The organism is Thauera sp. 28 (assembly GCF_000310145.2).
GTDB lineage: Bacteria > Pseudomonadota > Gammaproteobacteria > Burkholderiales > Rhodocyclaceae > Thauera > Thauera mechernichensis.
Map to the genome: position 1 here is coordinate 171,548 of NZ_AMXA01000005.1, position 16,659 is coordinate 188,206.

Here is a 16,659-nt window from a genome sequence, read left to right on the forward strand (position 1 = left end):
CCCATGGAATGGCGCAATTCAAGCCTGCTCGAGCAGACGCAGAACCAGCGGCGGCAGGGCACGGCATAATGACGGCCACCCGCCCCCCCGAACGCCGCGCAGATGGACACCGCCCACACCCCGACGCCGGCTGCATGCAAGCGGGCACGCGCCATCGCTTGCACCTGCATCGCCATCGCCCTGCTTGCACCCGCCGGCGCGTACGCGGCCGAGATCGTCACTGCGGTCATCGGCCCCGGCACGGAAGCCGATCATGAACTCGAACTGATCTGCAGCGAGCTGAAGGACAGCGACCACACGCGTCTCGTACTCCGCCTGCTGCAGCCGGCAGCGGGCGCACCGGCCGCCATCACCCGCTTCGAGATCGTCACTCCGGAGTTTCTCTGGCCCGCACCGGGTCAGGCCGAGAGCGCGCGCTTTGCAGCCGGCCTCAGCGATGCGTCACCGGACCTCGCCACAGCACTGCATTTTGAGACGCTGCACGATGCCGCAGGCGCGCTCCGCCTGGTGGATTTCCACGCCATCGATCCGGACGCCGTCGCCTTCGAGGGGCTGCGTGGGTCGCTTGCCATGCACGAGCCCTGGCAGGATGGGCGCGCACTGGGGTCCCTGTTCTACGCCGGCACCGGAAACCGTCTGCAACTCGTCGCCGTGCAGTGCAGCCGCTTCGTTCTCGCCAGGGCGGATGACTGAACGGCTCAGGCGCGCCAGGTGGCACGCCCCGCGTGCTTGGCGCGGTACATCGCGGCGTCGGCCTCGGCAATGAGGTCGGCTGGTGTCTCGGCATCGCGCGGATAGAAGGCCACACCAACACTGGCTGAGATGCTCACCACTTCACCGTCGATCTCGAAAGGCTCGGACAGGCGGTCTACGAGCTTCTGGGCAGACTGCCCCGCGAGATCGCGCGCCGGGCTGGCAGGGATCAGCACGACGAACTCGTCGCCGCCCAGACGCCCCACGGTATCCTCGCTGCGAAACAGCTGTTCCAGGCGCCGCGCGACCTGGCACAGCAAGCGGTCACCGAAAGCATGGCCAAAACGATCGTTGATCGGCTTGAACAGATCGAGATCGACGAACAGTGCGATGACTTCCGAGCCTTCGCGCCGGGCGTGCAGGATCATGCGCTCCAGCCGATCGAGCAGGAGGGCGCGATTGGGCAGGCCGGTCAGCATGTCGAAGTTGGCACGTCGCCAGATGTCATCCGCCTCGCGCCGGGATTCGGTGACGTCGGCAACCAGCACCAGCCGCTTGTGGCGTCCGCCTTCGTCGCTGCTCATCCGCGTCACGCGTGCATGAGCAATGTAGCGGGCGCCGTCAGGTCTCATGCCGACGAAGTCACCACCACGCATATCCTCGCCCTCCACGTCCAGCAGGGCCAGCAGATCGTCAGCCGCTGTCGTCTCGCCGCACAGCATCGCGGGGCTTGCGCCGTGGAGCACCTCCTCGGTGTGACCGCTGATCTCACACAGGGCCGGGTTGGAAGCGACGATGCGCATCGCATCATCGACCACCATGATGCCCTCGGCCATGTTGTCCACCAGATTCCTGGTGCGTGCCTCGCGCACGGCCAGCCGGCGCATCACCTGTGCCGAGCGCGCGAGTGCATAGAGGAGCCCGGAGACGGCGAGCAGGAAGAAGATGCTCAGGAACACTCCTCGCGTGATGCCCTGCTCGCGCGCCTTCCTGACCGGCGCGAGCACGTCATCGAGCGCCAGGCCCGAAACCATGACCAAGCCGGACGACAAACGGCTCCAGCCAAAAATACGGGAAACGCCATCAGCGACACTCTCGGCAAGGTAGTCGCCTTCCATAAGCGCTGGCTGATCGATGAAGTCGCGCCTCAGACGCAACTGCTTGCCGTAGTGTTCAGGCCCGCTCAGCGAGCGCATCAACAGTTCGCCATCGCGACCGACCAGCGTCAGCGTGTCTCTCCGCCCCGGCTCGAGTTGCGCCAGCGTCTCGGCCCAGGTCTCGACCGACACCGCAATCGACACCACGCCCGCGAACACGCCATTGTCGCGGATCGACCTCGCGACCTGGATGCTCCAGCGCTGGGTCAGCCGCCCGAGCACGGGTTCGCTGACGACGAGGATGTCATCCTCGGCGTCCGCCAGGCGGGCGTAGTAGTCGCGATCGCCAAGATAGTTGCGCGGTGACGGACCAAGCGAGGAGTAGCTCAGGTAACCATCGTGGTCGATGATGAACAACTGGAGCACGAAATTGCTCGGCATGTCCTGCAGCGCAAGCCGGGTCTGGCGCTCGATGGCGGCATGGCCGTCGGAGACGGCCGCGCGCACCGACCTGATGGCCAGGTCCAGGCTGTCGAGCCTTGCCTGCACCAGTTCCCCCACGGCCTTCGCCTGCCCACGCGCCTGATGGCGCGCGCGCTCGACCGTTGCCGCCTCGGTCTGGTCCATGCTGCGCAACATGTCCGACCACCCGAAAACGAGCGCGAACAGGGTCAATACCACGATCGCGGCACGAATCGTATTCAGCGGCCATGGCATGACCTGCATTCTCAAGGAGTGCCGCGGCAAGACAGTCTCCGGCTGTTGTCGTCGGGGCGAGGGTCCTACCCCCAAGCCTATCGCTGCTCGATGGTACTACGAGCCTGCCAGCGCGATTGACCCAAACGGCATTGTTCCGACCAGCGCGCAGTTTCAGCCGCTGGCCGGCGGCAGAAGGAAGAGCAACAGTGACAGGGTCAGCACCGAAAGCAGAGTGGACAAGAACACCGCAGATGCTACCGGTGCCTGGCAGACACCATAGCGTTGCGCGAACAGATAGGGCGTGATGCCTGCCGGCAGGGCCGCGAGCAGGACGCCGGTCATCATCCACAGCTCAGGCACATCGAATACCTGCGTCGCTAGCAGCCAGACCAGCAAGGGATGAATGACCGTCTTCAGGGCGACCAGCAGCGTGGGCTCGCGCAAGTTTCCGCCAATGCTGTATCGGGTGAGCGATGCGCCGAGGGCGAACAAGGCGCAAGGCGTAGCCGCACTACCCAGCCCCTTCGCCACAGCGTCCAGCGGCCCGGGGATCTCCAGCCCGACCAGCGCGAACACCAGCCCACCCGAGAGCCCCCAGATGATCGGCGTCCCGAGCACACTGCGAGCCAAGTTGAGCAACATCGTGGCAAACGTCTGCCCACCGCCGCGTCCCGCTTCTATCAACGCTGTTGTAGGCGGCAACATCAACAGGCTGTGGCAGGCGATCATCACAAACAGCGGCAGGGCGGCCGACGGTCCGTACGCCGTCATCACCAACGGAATGCCCAGCATCCCGGTATTGGAGAACGCACTGCCGAGCCCGAGTACCGCCTGCTCCTCAAGTTCACGCCGGAAAAGAATGCGCGCGCCCAGCATCGCCAGCGCATACACGCCAAAGGCTCCGATGTAGTAGGAAAGCAGATAGCCCCAAGGCATCTGTGCCGGCAACTCGGCCTGAGCAATAGCGCGGAACAGCATGAGCGGCAGGGCAAAGTTGAATACAAACACCGACAGTCCGCGGTTCGCCGCCTCGTCGAACACTCCGTAGCGGGCCGCAGCATATCCAAGGGCAAGGGTGCCGAAGACGGGCAGGATGACGCCGAAGATGATGTCCAATGGATTCCCCCTTGCTCACGCGGCGGGCACAAGGCGGGCTCTCGAGTGCCCACGCTAAAGCGGATATCAGACGGCCGAGACGCGCTCGGCTTCTTCTTGCACGCGCACGAGGCGCTCACGGCTGTTGGAGAGATGAGTGCGCATTGCGGCGCGCGCGGCCTCGGGGTCCTGCCGGCGGATGGCGTTGTAGATGTCCTCATGCTCGCGATTGACGCGGTAGAGGTACTGCGCGAAGTCGTCACCCGCCAGCTTGGCCGTGTTTACCCGGGCGCGCGGAATGATCGCCTCCCCAAGATGCTGCATGAAGTCAGCAAAATGTGTGTTGCCAGTAGCAAGTGCGATCGCCAAATGGAAACGGATGTCAGCGCCAACACAGGCACGCTGATCGGACACGGCAGCCTGGAAGGCGTCAAGTGCAGTTCGCATCTCATCAAGGTTCGTATCGGTCCGACGCAAGGCAGCAAGTGATGCAGCCTCGGTCTCGAGAGCGATGCGCAGTTCGAGGATTGCGATGATGTCGCGCACTGTACGCAGAGTGGCGGGATCAATGCGCAGGGTGGCTTGCGCACCCGTTACGGGCGCAAGTACGAAGGAACCAATGCCATGCCGGGTTTCCACGACCCCGGCCGCCTGTAGCCGCGAGATGGCCTCGCGGACCACAGTCCGGCTTACGCCTCGCTCCCGCACTATTTCCGACTCGGTAGGTAGCTTGTCGCCGGGCTTGAACTCGCCTGCCCGAATGCGCTGGGTCATTTCGGCGACGAGTTCATGGGCTAGGCCGCGGGCGGGCCTACGGACAGACAGTGCTTCAGCCGAACTGGATGCGGGATTCATGTGCTCTCGCGCAAGCGCGCCGTTGTGGTTGATGGCAGGGACGCGGCTGGAATCGGTAGAGCCGGCTCAACAGTTCGCCAAATTGTATGTTGTCTTACATCTCAAACCAAGCACGGAATTACTCGTTTCCATACTACTCGTCAGACATCATTAGAGGACTTTGGCCATATCCGAAGAGTGATCACACCTCACAAAGCCGAAAACTCACCGCTCTAATGCATCGCAGCATGGAATAACCCCACTTTTTACAATGAAAAACTGTAGTTCAGGCTACTTTTCGCTGCAAAGCAATAAGTAAAATCTTTTTATTCATTAGAAAAAGCCTTGCGGCATGCAACGACTATTTATAGGATGTCGTACATCTTAGCTCGCTTCACGGCGTATCCGGAGCCCACACCATGACTCACACCCAGCCCGTCAGCCGCGCCCCGGTCGTCACCGCCATGCGCGTGGTACCGGTCGCCGGCCAGGACAGCATGCTGCTGAACCTGAGCGGCGCGCACGGCCCGTACTTCACCCGCAACATCCTCATCCTGACGGACAGCGCGGGAAACACCGGCCTTGGCGAAGTGCCCGGCGGCGAGAAGATCCGCCAGACACTGGAAGACGCCCGCCACCTCATCGTCGGACAACCGGTCGGTAACTGGAACGCCATCCTCAACACGATGCGGCAGCGCTTCGCCGACCGCGACGCCGACGGCCGCGGCCTGCAGACCTTCGACCTGCGCGTGACCATCCACGCCGTGACTGCAGTCGAGGCGGCACTGCTCGACCTGCTCGGCCAACACCTGGGCGTGCCGGTCGCGGCCCTGCTCGGCGAAGGCCAGCAGCGCAGCGAGGTCGAGATGCTCGGCTACCTGTTCTTCGTCGCCGACCGCAACAAGACCGACCTGAACTACCGCACCGAGCTCGACGCCGACGATGCCTGGTTCCGCGTGCGCAACGAGGCCGCGATGACCCCCGAAGGCGTCGTGCGCCTGGCCGAAGCCGCGCATGCGCGCTACGGCTTCAACGACTTCAAGCTCAAGGGCGGCGTGCTGCGCGGCGAGGAAGAGGTCGAAGCCATCCGCGCCCTGCACGAGCGCTTCCCTCAGGCGCGCGTGACGCTCGACCCCAACGGCGGCTGGCTGCTGAAGGACGCAGTGCGCCTGCTGCGCGACCTGCACGGCGTGCTCGCCTACGCCGAAGACCCCTGCGGCGCCGAAGGCGGCTTCTCGGGACGCGAGGTGATGGCCGAGTTCCGCCGCGCCACGGGGCTGCCGACCGCGACCAACATGGTCGCCACCGACTGGCGCCAGATGGGGCACTCAATCCAGCTCCAGTCGGTGGATATCCCGCTCGCCGACCCACATTTCTGGACGCTCGCCGGCTCGGTCCGGGTGGCGCAGATCTGCCACGAGTGGGGGCTGACCTGGGGATCGCACTCCAACAATCACTTCGACATCTCGCTGGCGATGTTCACCCACTGCGCCGCAGCCGCGCCTGGGCGCATCACCGCCATCGACACCCACTGGATCTGGCAGGAAGGCAACGAGCGCCTGACCCGCGCGCCACTGCAGATCGTCGACGGCAAGGTCGCCGTGCCGCAGAAGGGCGGCCTGGGCATCGAGCTCGACGAAGACCAGCTAGAGAAAGCCCACCGCTGCTACCTGGAAAACGGCTTGGGCGCACGCGACGACGCAGTCGCCATGCAGTACCTGATCCCGGGCTGGACCTTCGACAACAAGCGGCCGTGCATGGTGCGCTGAGCCGCTGCCCCCGACCCCACCTCATTCAACGATCACGGAGAACTCACATGAAACTCGGATTCATCGGCCTTGGCATCATGGGCGCACCGATGGCGGGCCACCTGCTGGCCGCCGGTCACGAACTGTTTGCACAGTCGCGCAGCGGGGTGCCTGCAGCACTGCTGGAAAAAGGTGCGAATGCGTGCGCCAACGCATGTGAAGTGGCACGGCAGGCCGACATAATTTTCATCATGGTTCCCGATACGCCGCACGTTGCCGACGCTCTGTTCGGCGACAACGGCGCCGCGGAGGGTCTGTCCGCCGGCAAAATCGTGGTCGACCTGAGTTCAATCTCGCCCATCGCCACCAAGGATTTTGCCCGGCGCATCAACGCCCTGGGCTGCGAATACCTCGACGCCCCGGTGTCGGGCGGCGAAGTCGGTGCCAAAGCCGCCAGCCTGACCATCATGGTCGGTGGCAGCGAGGCCACCTTCGAGAAGGTCAAGCCGCTGTTCGAACTGATGGGCAAGAACATCACCCTCGTCGGCGGCAACGGCGACGGTCAGATCACCAAAGTCGCCAACCAGATCGTGGTCGCACTCAACATTGAGGCCGTTGGCGAGGCGCTGCTGTTCGCCTCCAAGGCCGGCGCTGACCCCGCGAAAGTGCGTCAGGCGCTGATGGGCGGCTTCGCCGCCTCGCGCATCCTCGAAGTGCACGGCGAGCGCATGATCAAGCGCACCTTCAACCCGGGTTTCCGCATCGAACTGCACCAGAAGGACCTCAACCTGGCCCTGGAAGGTGCGCGCGCCCTGGGCCTGTCGCTTCCGCACACCGCCAGCGCGCTGCAGTTGATGAACGCCTGCACCGCCCACGGCGGCGCAGCCTGGGACCACTCCGGCCTGGTGCAGGCGCTGGAAATCGCCGCCAACCACAAGATCGCCGGCAACTGAGCCCCGATCCATCTCGCTCTCCCAGGCGGGCGCCGTGGCTGACACATGTCACCGCGGTGCCTGCCACCTCCAACAGCCCTGACGGAACCGACCATGGACCTGCCCATCAATCGCTTCAAACGCGCCATCCAGTCCGGCCAAAAGCAGATCGGCCTGTGGTCGCATCTGTGCAGCAACATCAGCACCGAGATCCTCGCCCACTGCGGCTACGACTGGCTGCTGCTCGACATGGAGCACTCGCCCAACGAGGTCGGCACCATCCTGTCGCAGCTGCAGGCGATGAACGGCGGCACCGCCTCGGCCATCATCCGCCCGTACTGGAACGACATGGTGCTGTTCAAGCGCCTGCTCGACATCGGCGTGCAGACCCTGCTCGTACCCTACGTGCAGACCGAGGAAGAGGCGCGCAACGCGGTCGCCTACACCCGCTACCCGACCCGCGGCGTGCGCGGCTACGCCGGCGCCCCGCGCGCCTCCAACTACGGCCGCATCAAGGACTACGCCCACCGCTGCGAGGACGAGATCTGCGTGCTGGTGCAGGTGGAGACCGTCGAGGGCCTGAAGAACATCGAGGCGATCGCCAGCGTGGACGGCATCGACGGCGTCTTCATCGGCCCGGGCGACCTCTCCGCTGCGCTCGGCCGCCTCGGCAACCCCAAGCACCCCGAGGTGCTGGCTGCGATCGAGGACGCCATCGGCCGCGTCCAGGCCTGCGGCAAGGCCGCCGGCATCCTCACCGGCGACGAGACCCTGGCGAAGCACTACGTCGAGCTCGGCTGCCTGTTCGTCGCCGTCGGCGCCGACCAGAACGTGCTGCGCGACGGCGCACAGGCACTGGTGCAGCGCTTCAAGGCCTGATCGGCCGCGGCAACCGACCACCCGGACGAGAAACCCGAACGCCATGACCAACACCACGCACACCGCCAGCCCGATCGTCACCGACATGCAGGTCATCCCGGTGGCCGGCCACGACGGCATGCTGCTCAACCTGTGCGGCGCCCACGCACCCTGGTTTACCCGCAACCTCGTCATCCTGCGTGACAACGCCGGCCGCACCGGCGTCGGCGAGGTGCCGGGCGGCGAGGGCATCCTGCGTACGCTCGAGCGCAGCCGCGAGCTCGTCGTCGGCACTCAGGTGGGGCGCTACAACCGCACACTCAACACCATCCGCCATTCCATCGCCGGCGGCGGCGACGGCATGCCGCAGAGCACGGTGCATCAGGTCACTTCGGAAGCCGAAGCCCGCGTGCTCAAGCAGCCGCACGAGATCAACCTGCGTCTGGACAACGTGCTCACCGCGGTCGAGGCCGCGCTGCTCGACCTGCTCGGCCAGCACCTCGGGGTGCCAGTGGCGGAACTGCTGGGCAGCGGCCAGCAGCGCGCACGCGCACCGATGCTCGCCTACCTGTTCTACATCGGCGACCGCGGCCGCACCGACCTGCCCTACCTTTCCGGCAAGGATGCCGACGCGCCGCGCGGCCACGACTGGTACCGCACCCGCCACCTCGAGGCGGTCACGCCCGAGACCATCGTCCGCCAGGCCGCCTCCGCCGCCGACCGCTACGGCTTCCGCGATTTCAAGCTCAAGGGCGGCGTCATGCATGGCAGCGAGGAGATGGAGGCGATTGCCGCGATCAAGGCGCGCTTCCCCGACGCCCGCGTCACCCTCGACCCCAACGGCGCCTGGTCGCTGGTCGAGGCGATCGCGCTGTGCAAGGGCCAGGGCCACATCCTGGCCTATGCCGAAGACCCCTGCGGCCCGGAGAACGGCTTCTCGGGGCGCGAAGTGATGGCCGAGTTCCGCCGCGCCACCGGCATCCCCACCGCCACGAACATGGTCGCCACCGACTGGCGCCAGATGGGACATTCGGTGCGCCTGGACGCGGTCGACATCCCCCTCGCCGACCCGCACTTCTGGACCATGCAGGGCTCGGTACGGCTGGCGCAGCTATGCGAAGCCTGGGGCCTGACCTGGGGATCGCACTCCAACAATCACTTCGACATCTCGCTGGCGATGTTCACCCACTGCGCCGCAGCCGCGCCCGGGCGCATCACCGCCATCGACACCCACTGGATCTGGCAGGAAGGCAACGAGCGCCTGACCCGTGAGCCGCTGCAGATCGTCGGCGGCGAAGTCGCCGTGCCGGATCGCCCGGGCCTGGGCATCGAGCCCGACATGGACCGCATCCTGCAGGCCCACGAACTCTACAAGAACGTCGGCAGCGGCGCCCGGGACGATGCCATGGCCATGCAGTACCTCGTCCCCGGCTGGAAGTACGACCCCAAGCAGCCCAGTCTCGGCCGCCAGCGCGGCTGATATCCATCGCAGCACCGAAGCACAACAGGAAGGAGATCTACACCATGTTCAAGAAGATGCTCACCCGCACCCTCGTCACCGCGATGGTCACCGCCACCGCCTCGACCGCCTTCGCGGCCGACGCCACCAACTGGCCGACGCGCCCGATCCAGGTCGTGGTCCCGGCCGGTGCCGGCGGCGACACCGACTTCAACGCCCGCACCATGGCCAAGTACTTCTCCCACATCACCGGCAAGTCGATGGTCGTCACCAACATGGGCGGCGGCGGCGGCACGATCGCGGTCTCGCACGTGCAGGGCAGCAACCCCGACGGCAACACCATCTTCTTCGGCCACACCGGGCAACTGGTGGTGAACGAAGTCGCCGGCCTCGCCGACTACAGCTACGACGTGCTCGACATCGCCTGCATCGCCGCGGTCGACAAGGGCGCTGTGTTCGTCAGCAGCAAGGCCTCGGGCATCAAGGACGTCAAGGGCCTGGTCGACAAGGCCAAGGCGGCGCCCGGCACCGTGGTGTATGGCACCGAGATGGGCGGCTTCTCGCACCTGCAGGGCCTGATGTTCGAGAAGCTCGCGGGCGTGAAGCTGAAGTTCGTCGACAGCGGCTCCGCCGCGGAAAAGGTGACCTCGCTGCTCGGCGGCCGCGCCGATCTGGGTGCGATCAGCTTCGGCGTGGTGCAGGACTACGTGGCCAAGGGCGACATGGTCGCGATCGCCCAACCCAACGCCGAGCGCAACGCGCTGCTGGGCGAGATCAAGACTTTCCGCGAACAAGGCGTCGACATGGTGATGGACAAGCCCTACATCATCGCCTTCCCCAAGGGCACCGACCCGGCAATCATCGCCAAGATGTCCTCGATCATGAAGCAGATCACCGAGAAACCCGAGTACGCGCAGGATCTTGAAAAGGCCTACAAGCAGCCGGTGAGCTTCCACGGTACGGCAGAAGCGCTCGATATTCTCAAGCAGACCCGCGAAAACTATATGCAGTACAAGGACGTGCTGCGCCAATCGCGCAAGTAAGCCTGCTGCCATGGGCCGCCACGCAAAGTGGCGGCTCTTCCTCCTGACGTTCTCCCCTCTAAGGAACGACCATGGATCGCGCCAAGAAAAGGGAACTGGTGATCGGTGCGGCGATGCTCGCCATCGGCCTCCTCTACCTCATCCTCACCGCAAAGCTGCCGCGCAAGGCCTTCATCGACGCCGCATTCGTGCCTTACCTGCTGGCGGCCGGCATGTGTCTGCTCGGCGCGCTCCAACTCATCGCCGCATGGCGTCAGATCCCGAAGGACCATGACGCTGAAGCGACCGAAGCAAGGCCCGACTACCTGACCGTCGGCAAGACGCTCGGCCTCATCGTCGGCTACATCGCGGTGCTCCAGGGGCTCGGCTTCCCGATCGCCACCGTGGGCTACCTGTACCTGCAGTTCCTGGTGCTGACCCCACACGACCATCGCGTGTCGCATCCGCGCTACCTGCTGATCGCACTGTGTGCATCGGTGTTCATCTACGTCATGTTCCGCCACGGCTTCGACCTCCTGCTGCCGCCCGGTCTGCTCGACTTCATCGAATAAGGGGGGACGAGACATGTTCGAACTCCTGCTTGGCGGCTTCGGCGCCGTCTTCTCGCTCAATATCCTCGCACTGGTCACGCTGGGTGTCGCGGTCGGCATCATTTTCGGTGCAGTGCCCGGCCTGACCGCAGTGATGGCGATCGCGCTGTGCTTGCCGCTCACGTTCACAATGGGTCCGGCCGCCGGCCTGTCACTGCTAGTCGCGCTCTACATCGGCGCCACCTCGGGCGGCCTGATCGCCGCCATTCTGCTCAAGATCCCGGGCACACCGTCCTCCATCGCCACCACCTTCGAGGGTGGCCCGATGATGGACAAGGGCGAGGGCATCAAGGCGCTCGGCGTGGGCGTGGTGTTCTCCTTTCTCGGTACGATCTTCAGCATCGCCGCACTGATCTTCATCGCGCCCTGGCTCGCCAAGGTGGCGCTGAGTTTCGGTCCGCACGAATACTTCGGCATCGCCATCTTCTCGCTGACCCTGATCGCCACACTGTCGACCGGCTCGATGGTGAAGGGACTGTTCGCCGGTGCGATCGGCTTTGCAATCTCCACCGTCGGCATCGCGCCAGTGGATGCGGTGCGCCGCTTCACCTTCGGTGTGCCCAATCTCAACAGCGGCTTCGACCTGCTGATCGTGCTCGTCGGCGTTTTCGCGATCTCCGAGATCATCAAGGTCGCCGAGGCCGTTCGCCGCGAGCAGAAGGCCGCCGTCGGCCAGGTCAGCATGCACAGCATCAAAGGCTTCGGCTTCTCGATGAAGGAGTTCTTCGAGCAGATCCCCAACGCCTTCCGCTCGGCCAGCATCGGCCTGGGCATCGGTATCCTGCCCGGCATCGGCGCCGGCACCTCAAACCTGGTCGCCTACATCGCCGCCAAGAAGCGCTCGAAGCATCCGGAGAGGTTCGGCAAGGGCTGCATCGACGGCATCGTCGCCCCGGAAACAGCCAACAACGCCGGCATCGGCGGTGCGATGATCCCGCTGCTCACGCTCGGCATCCCGGGCGACGCAGTCACCGCGATCCTGCTCGGCGGCTTCATGATCCACGGCATCCAGCCCGGCCCGATGCTCTTCGTCAGCCAGGGCGAGCTGGTCTACACGATCTTCGCCGCGCTGATCCTGGCCTCGGTGCTGATGCTGATCCTGGAGTTCTGGGGCCTGCGCATCTTCGTCAAGCTGCTCGCGGTGCCCAAGCACATCCTGCTACCGATCATCATGGTGTTGTGCGTGGTGGGGGCATTCGGACTGTCGAGCCGCATCTTCGACGTGTGGTCCATCGTCGTCTTCGGGCTGCTCGGCTACGGCTTCGTCAAGGGTGGTATCCCGGCGGCGCCCTTCATCATCGGCTTCATCCTCGGGCCAATGGCGGAGACCAACTTCCGCCGCGGGCTCATGCTGTCTGACGGCAACTTCATGGGCTTCCTCACTTCACCGATCTCGGGCAGCTTCCTTGGGCTCGCCGCTGCGGTGATCGCCTGGCAGATATGGGGTGCATTCCGCGACAAGCCCAGCAAGACTGCCGAGATCCTGCGCGCCTGAGCGGCCCCGCCGAGTCGTCCCCCCAGAGCCGCTACCCGTCACTGATGGAGCAACCGCCCATGTCCGGCACCACCGCTGAGCAACCGATCACGATCCGCATGCATCCGGCGGACAACGTCGCCATCGTCGCCAACGATGGCGGCCTACCGGCCGGGACGGTACTGGCCGACGGCCTCGTGCTGTGCGAGCACGTGCCGCAGGGCCACAAGGTGGCGCTGGTGTCCCTTGCTCCGGGCGAGGCCGTGCGCCGCTATGACGTCCCCATCGGCCATGCTCTGCAGGACATCCCGGCCGGCAGCTGGGTGCATGAACGGCTGTTGCAGATGCCCGACGCGCGCAAACTTGACGGCCTGCCGATCGCCACCAGACAGCCTGCATCCCTGCCACCGCTGGAGGGCTACACCTTCGAGGGCTACCGCAACCCGGACGGCTCGGTGGGCACGCGCAACATCCTCGCCATCACCACCACCGTGCAGTGCGTGGCCGGCGTGCTCGATTTCGCGGTCAAGCGCATCAAGGCCGAACTGCTGCCGAAGTACCCCAACGTCGACGATGTCGTCGGCCTGGAACATACCTATGGCTGCGGCGTCGCCATCGACGCGCCGGACGCCATCGTGCCGATCCGCACCCTGCGCAACATCAGCCTCAACCCCAACTTCGGCGGCGAAGTGATGGTGATCAGCCTGGGCTGCGAGAAACTGCAGCCCGAGCGCCTGCTGCCGCCGGGCAGCATCCCGATCGTCGATCGACGCGAGCCGGCCGATGCCGCGCTCGACATCGTCTGTCTGCAGGACGAGCGCCACGTCGGCTTCATGTCGATGATCGACGCCATCCTGCGCAGCGCCGAGCCGCACCTGCAACGCCTGAACACCCGCCGGCGCGAGACGGTGCCGGCGTCCGAACTGGTCGTTGGCGTGCAGTGTGGCGGCAGCGATGCGTTTTCCGGCGTCACCGCCAACCCGGCGGTCGGTTTCGCCACCGACCTGCTGGTGCGCGCCGGTGCCACGGTGATGTTCTCGGAAGTCACCGAGGTACGCGACGGCATCGACCAGCTCACCGCGCGCGCCGTTAATGCCGCGGTGGCCGAGGCGATGATCGCGCAGATGGCCTGGTACGACGCCTACCTGCAGCGCGGCCAGGTCGACCGCAGCGCCAACACCACGCCGGGCAACAAGAAAGGCGGGCTGTCCAACATCGTCGAGAAGGCGATGGGCTCGATCATCAAATCCGGCACCGCCCCGATTTCCGGCGTGCTGGCGCCGGGCGAAAAGCTCAAGCAGAAGGGCCTGATCTACGCCGCCACTCCGGCGAGCGACTTCATCTGCGGCACGCTGCAACTGGCGGCCGGCATGAACCTTCACATCTTCACCACTGGTCGCGGCACACCCTACGGCCTCGCCGAATGCCCGGTAATCAAGGTCGCCACCCGCAGCGAGCTGGCGCGGCGCTGGCACGATCTGATGGACGTCGACGCCGGCCGCATCGCCACTGGCGAGCTGACGATCGAAGACGTGGGCTGGGAACTCTTCCACCTCATGCTCGATGTCGCCAGCGGCCGCAGGACCTGGGCCGAGCACTGGAAGCTCGCCAACGCGCTGGTGCTTTTCAACCCCGCGCCGGTGACCTGAAGCGCCGGCCCGATAACGGTCCGGCGCAAGGGCGCCGGCCGCGCCCCTCTCACCCAAGGACACCCCGCATGACCCGCCAGACCAAGATCGTCGCCACCCTCGGCCCCGCCTCGTCCGACCCGCAGATCCTCGCCCGCATGGTGCAAGCGGGGGTCGATGTGGTGCGCATGAACTTCTCCCACGGCAAGGCCGAGGACCATGTCGCGCGCGCCGAGGCGATCCGCAGCGTGGCAGCGGCGGCACGGCGGCCCGTAGGAATCCTCGCCGACCTGCAGGGCCCCAAGATCCGCGTCGGCAAGTTCGAGGAAGGCCGTGTGACGCTGACCCGCGACGCAGCCTTCATACTTGACGCCAGCTGCGAGCTCGGCAACACGCAACGCGTCGGACTCGACTACAAGGACCTGCCCAAGGACGTCAAGCCGGGCGACGTGCTGCTGCTCGACGACGGCCGCCTCAAGCTCACCGTGCAGCGCGTGCTCGGCCACGAGATCCACACCACGGTGAAGGTGGGCGGCGAGCTGTCGAACAACAAGGGCATCAACCGTCAGGGCGGCGGGCTCACCGCCCCCGCGCTCACCGCCAAGGACATGGATGACATCCGCACCGCGGCGCAGATCGGCGTGGACTTTGTCGCCGTGTCCTTCCCCAAGAGCGCGGCCGACATGTACATGGCCCGCCAGCTGCTGCGCGCCGCCGGCAGCAGCGCGGTGCTGATCGCCAAGATCGAGCGCACCGAGGCCGTCGCCAACCTGGAGGAGATCCTAGGCGCCTCGGACGGCATCATGGTGGCGCGCGGCGACCTCGCAGTCGAGGTCGGCGACGCCGCCGTGCCTGCCCTGCAGAAGAAGATGATCCGCGCCGCGCGTGACCGTAACAAGCTCACCATCACTGCCACGCAGATGATGGAATCGATGATCACCAGCCCGGTGCCGACGCGCGCCGAGGTGTCCGATGTCGCCAACGCGGTGCTCGACGGCACCGACGCGGTGATGCTGTCGGCCGAGACCGCCGCCGGCAAGTACCCGGTAGAAGTCATCGAGGCGATGAGCCGAGTGTGCGAGGAGGCGGAAAAGTCGGCTGAAATCGGCCTCGACCGCGAGCTGCTGAATCGGGTCTTCACCCGCATCGACGAATCGATCGCGATGGCGGCGATCTGGACCGCCTACCACTTGAAGGTGAAGGCGATCGCCTCGCTTACCCAGACCGGCTCGACCGCACTGTGGATGAGCCGGCTCAATGCCGGGGTGCCGATCTATGCGCTAACCCCCGAGCAGGATGCCCACGACCAGATGACGCTGTATCGCGATGTGCGCCCGCTGCTGATCGAGCAGCATGGCAGCGACCGCGATCGCCTGCTGTGGGAGGCCGAACAATTGTTGCTACGCCGCGGCATAGTCAGTCCCGGCGACCTGATCGTGCTCACCATCGGCGAACCGATCGGCAGCACCGGCGGCACCAACACGATGAAGATCGTACGAGTCGGAGAACATCCGGAGCCGATGCAGCCGTCGCACTGAAGACAGGGCGCACGAGAGGCTTGCGGCACCCGCGTTCTACGGGGTGCCGCAAGCCTTCGTCCACATGAGGGCGTAGATCACTCAGCCGCTGTTGCGCAAGCCCGCCGCGATGCCGTTGATCGAGATATGGATGCCGTTGCGGGTGCGCTCGTCGCTGCCGGCAGCGGCGGCGGCTTCGCGGTGGCGGCGCAGCAGCTCGACCTGGACGTGGTTGAGCGGGTCCAGGTAGGGGAAGCGGTTGCGGATCGAGCGCTTGAGCAGTGGGTTGCCGTCGAGCAGTGCGGCCTGGCCGGTGATCTTGAGCACCGCCTCGACGGTGGCCTGGTGCTCGGCGCGGATGCGCCCGAAGATCGCCTCGCGCAGCGCGGCGTCCTTGACCAGCTCGGCGTAGCGGCTGGCGATCGCGAGGTCGGTCTTGGCCAGCACCATGTCCATGTTCGACAGCAGGGTCTGGAAGAAGGGCCACTCGCGGTTCATGCGCTGCAGCAGCGCCAGGCCGTCCGCGGGCTGGCGGGCGAGCAAGGCCTGCACCGCGCTGCCAAAGCCGTACCAGCCCGGCAGCATCACCCGGCACTGCGACCAGCTGAAGACCCAGGGGATGGCGCGCAGATCCTCGATGGCGGTGCTCTTCTTGCGCGAGGCCGGGCGGCTGCCGATGTTGAGCGCGGCGATCTCGCTGATCACGGTCGATTCCCAGAAGTAGCGCTCGAAGCCCTCGGTCTCGTAGACCAGGCCGCGGTAGGCGGCGAAGGCGGCGTCCGACAAGGCCTGCATGGCCTCGAGGAAGGCCGCCGGGGTGGGCGCGGCGCTGGCCGGGCGCAGGCTGGTCTCGAGCGTGGCGGCCACCAGCACCTCGAGGTTGCGCCGGCCCACTTCCGGGTTACCGTACTTGGCGCCGATCACCTCGCCCTGCTCGGTGAGCCGGATCTGGCCCTGCACCGCGCCCTCGGGCTGAGCGAGGATGGCCTGGT

At 65.9% G+C, this 16,659-nt stretch carries 14 protein-coding genes; 10 read left to right on the forward strand and 4 right to left on the reverse strand.

Translation table 11 applies throughout. The annotated features are described in order from the left end of the window. Positions 1-102 precede the first annotated feature (102 nt). Positions 103-693: a hypothetical protein gene (locus C662_RS06390; RefSeq protein WP_002926295.1), complete on the forward strand. Its 591-nt coding sequence runs from the start codon at positions 103-105 to the stop codon at positions 691-693. Between the two features lie 5 nt (positions 694-698). Here C662_RS06390 and C662_RS06395 read toward each other — a convergent pair whose 3' ends face one another. From C662_RS06395 to C662_RS06405, 3 genes are all read right to left on the reverse strand, one after another. Beyond that, on the reverse strand, positions 699-2,507 hold the full coding sequence (locus tag C662_RS06395; protein ID WP_002926297.1) for a sensor domain-containing diguanylate cyclase: 1,809 nt from the start codon (positions 2,505-2,507) through the stop codon (positions 699-701). A 153-nt stretch (positions 2,508-2,660) separates the two neighbouring features. Beyond that, entirely contained in the window at positions 2,661-3,605 is a 945-nt protein-coding gene (locus C662_RS06400) for an AEC family transporter (protein ID WP_002926298.1), read from the reverse strand. 66 nt (positions 3,606-3,671) lie between these two features. Next, entirely contained in the window at positions 3,672-4,439 is a 768-nt protein-coding gene (locus tag C662_RS06405; RefSeq protein ID WP_037984220.1) for a FadR/GntR family transcriptional regulator, read from the reverse strand. A 398-nt stretch (positions 4,440-4,837) separates the two neighbouring features. Here C662_RS06405 and gudD point away from each other — a divergent pair, with 398 nt between their 5' ends. From gudD to pyk, 9 genes are all read left to right on the forward strand, one after another. Beyond that, positions 4,838-6,187 (forward strand): glucarate dehydratase, encoded by a 1,350-nt coding sequence (gudD, locus tag C662_RS06410; RefSeq protein ID WP_002926300.1) that lies wholly within the window; start codon positions 4,838-4,840, stop codon positions 6,185-6,187. A gap of 47 nt (positions 6,188-6,234) precedes the next feature. Beyond that, complete coding sequence (gene glxR / locus C662_RS06415) at positions 6,235-7,119, forward strand: 2-hydroxy-3-oxopropionate reductase (protein WP_002926301.1); 885 nt, start codon at positions 6,235-6,237, stop codon at positions 7,117-7,119. A 93-nt stretch (positions 7,120-7,212) separates the two neighbouring features. Continuing rightward, a complete protein-coding gene (locus C662_RS06420) occupies positions 7,213-7,977 on the forward strand; it encodes an aldolase/citrate lyase family protein (protein ID WP_002926302.1) in 765 nt (254 codons plus the stop codon). Between the two features lie 43 nt (positions 7,978-8,020). After that, a complete protein-coding gene (locus tag C662_RS06425) occupies positions 8,021-9,436 on the forward strand; it encodes an enolase C-terminal domain-like protein (protein ID WP_002926304.1) in 1,416 nt (471 codons plus the stop codon). Between the two features lie 44 nt (positions 9,437-9,480). Further along, complete coding sequence (locus C662_RS06430) at positions 9,481-10,458, forward strand: tripartite tricarboxylate transporter substrate binding protein (RefSeq protein ID WP_002926306.1); 978 nt, start codon at positions 9,481-9,483, stop codon at positions 10,456-10,458. Between the two features lie 71 nt (positions 10,459-10,529). Then, positions 10,530-11,009 carry a tripartite tricarboxylate transporter TctB family protein gene (locus tag C662_RS06435; protein ID WP_002926308.1) on the forward strand — a complete coding sequence of 160 codons (480 nt, stop codon included), beginning with the start codon at positions 10,530-10,532 and terminating at the stop codon, positions 11,007-11,009. A gap of 13 nt (positions 11,010-11,022) precedes the next feature. After that, the gene (locus tag C662_RS06440) at positions 11,023-12,543 is read left to right on the forward strand and encodes a tripartite tricarboxylate transporter permease (RefSeq protein ID WP_002926310.1); all 1,521 of its coding nucleotides are present in this window, start codon (positions 11,023-11,025) and stop codon (positions 12,541-12,543) included. 59 nt (positions 12,544-12,602) lie between these two features. After that, complete coding sequence (garD, locus tag C662_RS06445; RefSeq protein WP_002926312.1) at positions 12,603-14,171, forward strand: galactarate dehydratase; 1,569 nt, start codon at positions 12,603-12,605, stop codon at positions 14,169-14,171. A 68-nt stretch (positions 14,172-14,239) separates the two neighbouring features. Continuing rightward, a complete protein-coding gene (gene pyk / locus C662_RS06450; protein ID WP_002926314.1) occupies positions 14,240-15,688 on the forward strand; it encodes a pyruvate kinase in 1,449 nt (482 codons plus the stop codon). Positions 15,689-15,769: 81 nt separating this feature from the next. Here pyk and C662_RS06455 read toward each other — a convergent pair. Further along, the coding region (locus C662_RS06455; protein ID WP_002926316.1) for a phosphoenolpyruvate carboxylase at positions 15,770-16,659 on the reverse strand (890 nt) is incomplete at its 5' end.

Excerpts from the sequence above, each read along its gene's own strand:
- C662_RS06430 (WP_002926306.1), top strand. The coding sequence starts at position 9,481 with ATGTTCAAGAAGATGCTCACCCGCACCCTCGTCACCGCGATGGTCACC.
- C662_RS06435 (WP_002926308.1), top strand. The coding sequence starts at position 10,530 with ATGGATCGCGCCAAGAAAAGGGAACTGGTGATCGGTGCGGCGATGCTC.
- C662_RS06420 (WP_002926302.1), top strand. The coding sequence starts at position 7,213 with ATGGACCTGCCCATCAATCGCTTCAAACGCGCCATCCAGTCCGGCCAA.
- C662_RS06390 (WP_002926295.1), top strand. The coding sequence starts at position 103 with ATGGACACCGCCCACACCCCGACGCCGGCTGCATGCAAGCGGGCACGC.
- pyk (WP_002926314.1), top strand. The coding sequence starts at position 14,240 with ATGACCCGCCAGACCAAGATCGTCGCCACCCTCGGCCCCGCCTCGTCC.
- gudD (WP_002926300.1), top strand. The coding sequence starts at position 4,838 with ATGACTCACACCCAGCCCGTCAGCCGCGCCCCGGTCGTCACCGCCATG.
- C662_RS06405 (WP_037984220.1), bottom strand. The coding sequence starts at position 4,439 with ATGAATCCCGCATCCAGTTCGGCTGAAGCACTGTCTGTCCGTAGGCCC.
- C662_RS06440 (WP_002926310.1), top strand. The coding sequence starts at position 11,023 with ATGTTCGAACTCCTGCTTGGCGGCTTCGGCGCCGTCTTCTCGCTCAAT.
- garD (WP_002926312.1), top strand. The coding sequence starts at position 12,603 with ATGTCCGGCACCACCGCTGAGCAACCGATCACGATCCGCATGCATCCG.
- glxR (WP_002926301.1), top strand. The coding sequence starts at position 6,235 with ATGAAACTCGGATTCATCGGCCTTGGCATCATGGGCGCACCGATGGCG.
- C662_RS06395 (WP_002926297.1), bottom strand. The coding sequence starts at position 2,507 with ATGCCATGGCCGCTGAATACGATTCGTGCCGCGATCGTGGTATTGACC.
- C662_RS06425 (WP_002926304.1), top strand. The coding sequence starts at position 8,021 with ATGACCAACACCACGCACACCGCCAGCCCGATCGTCACCGACATGCAG.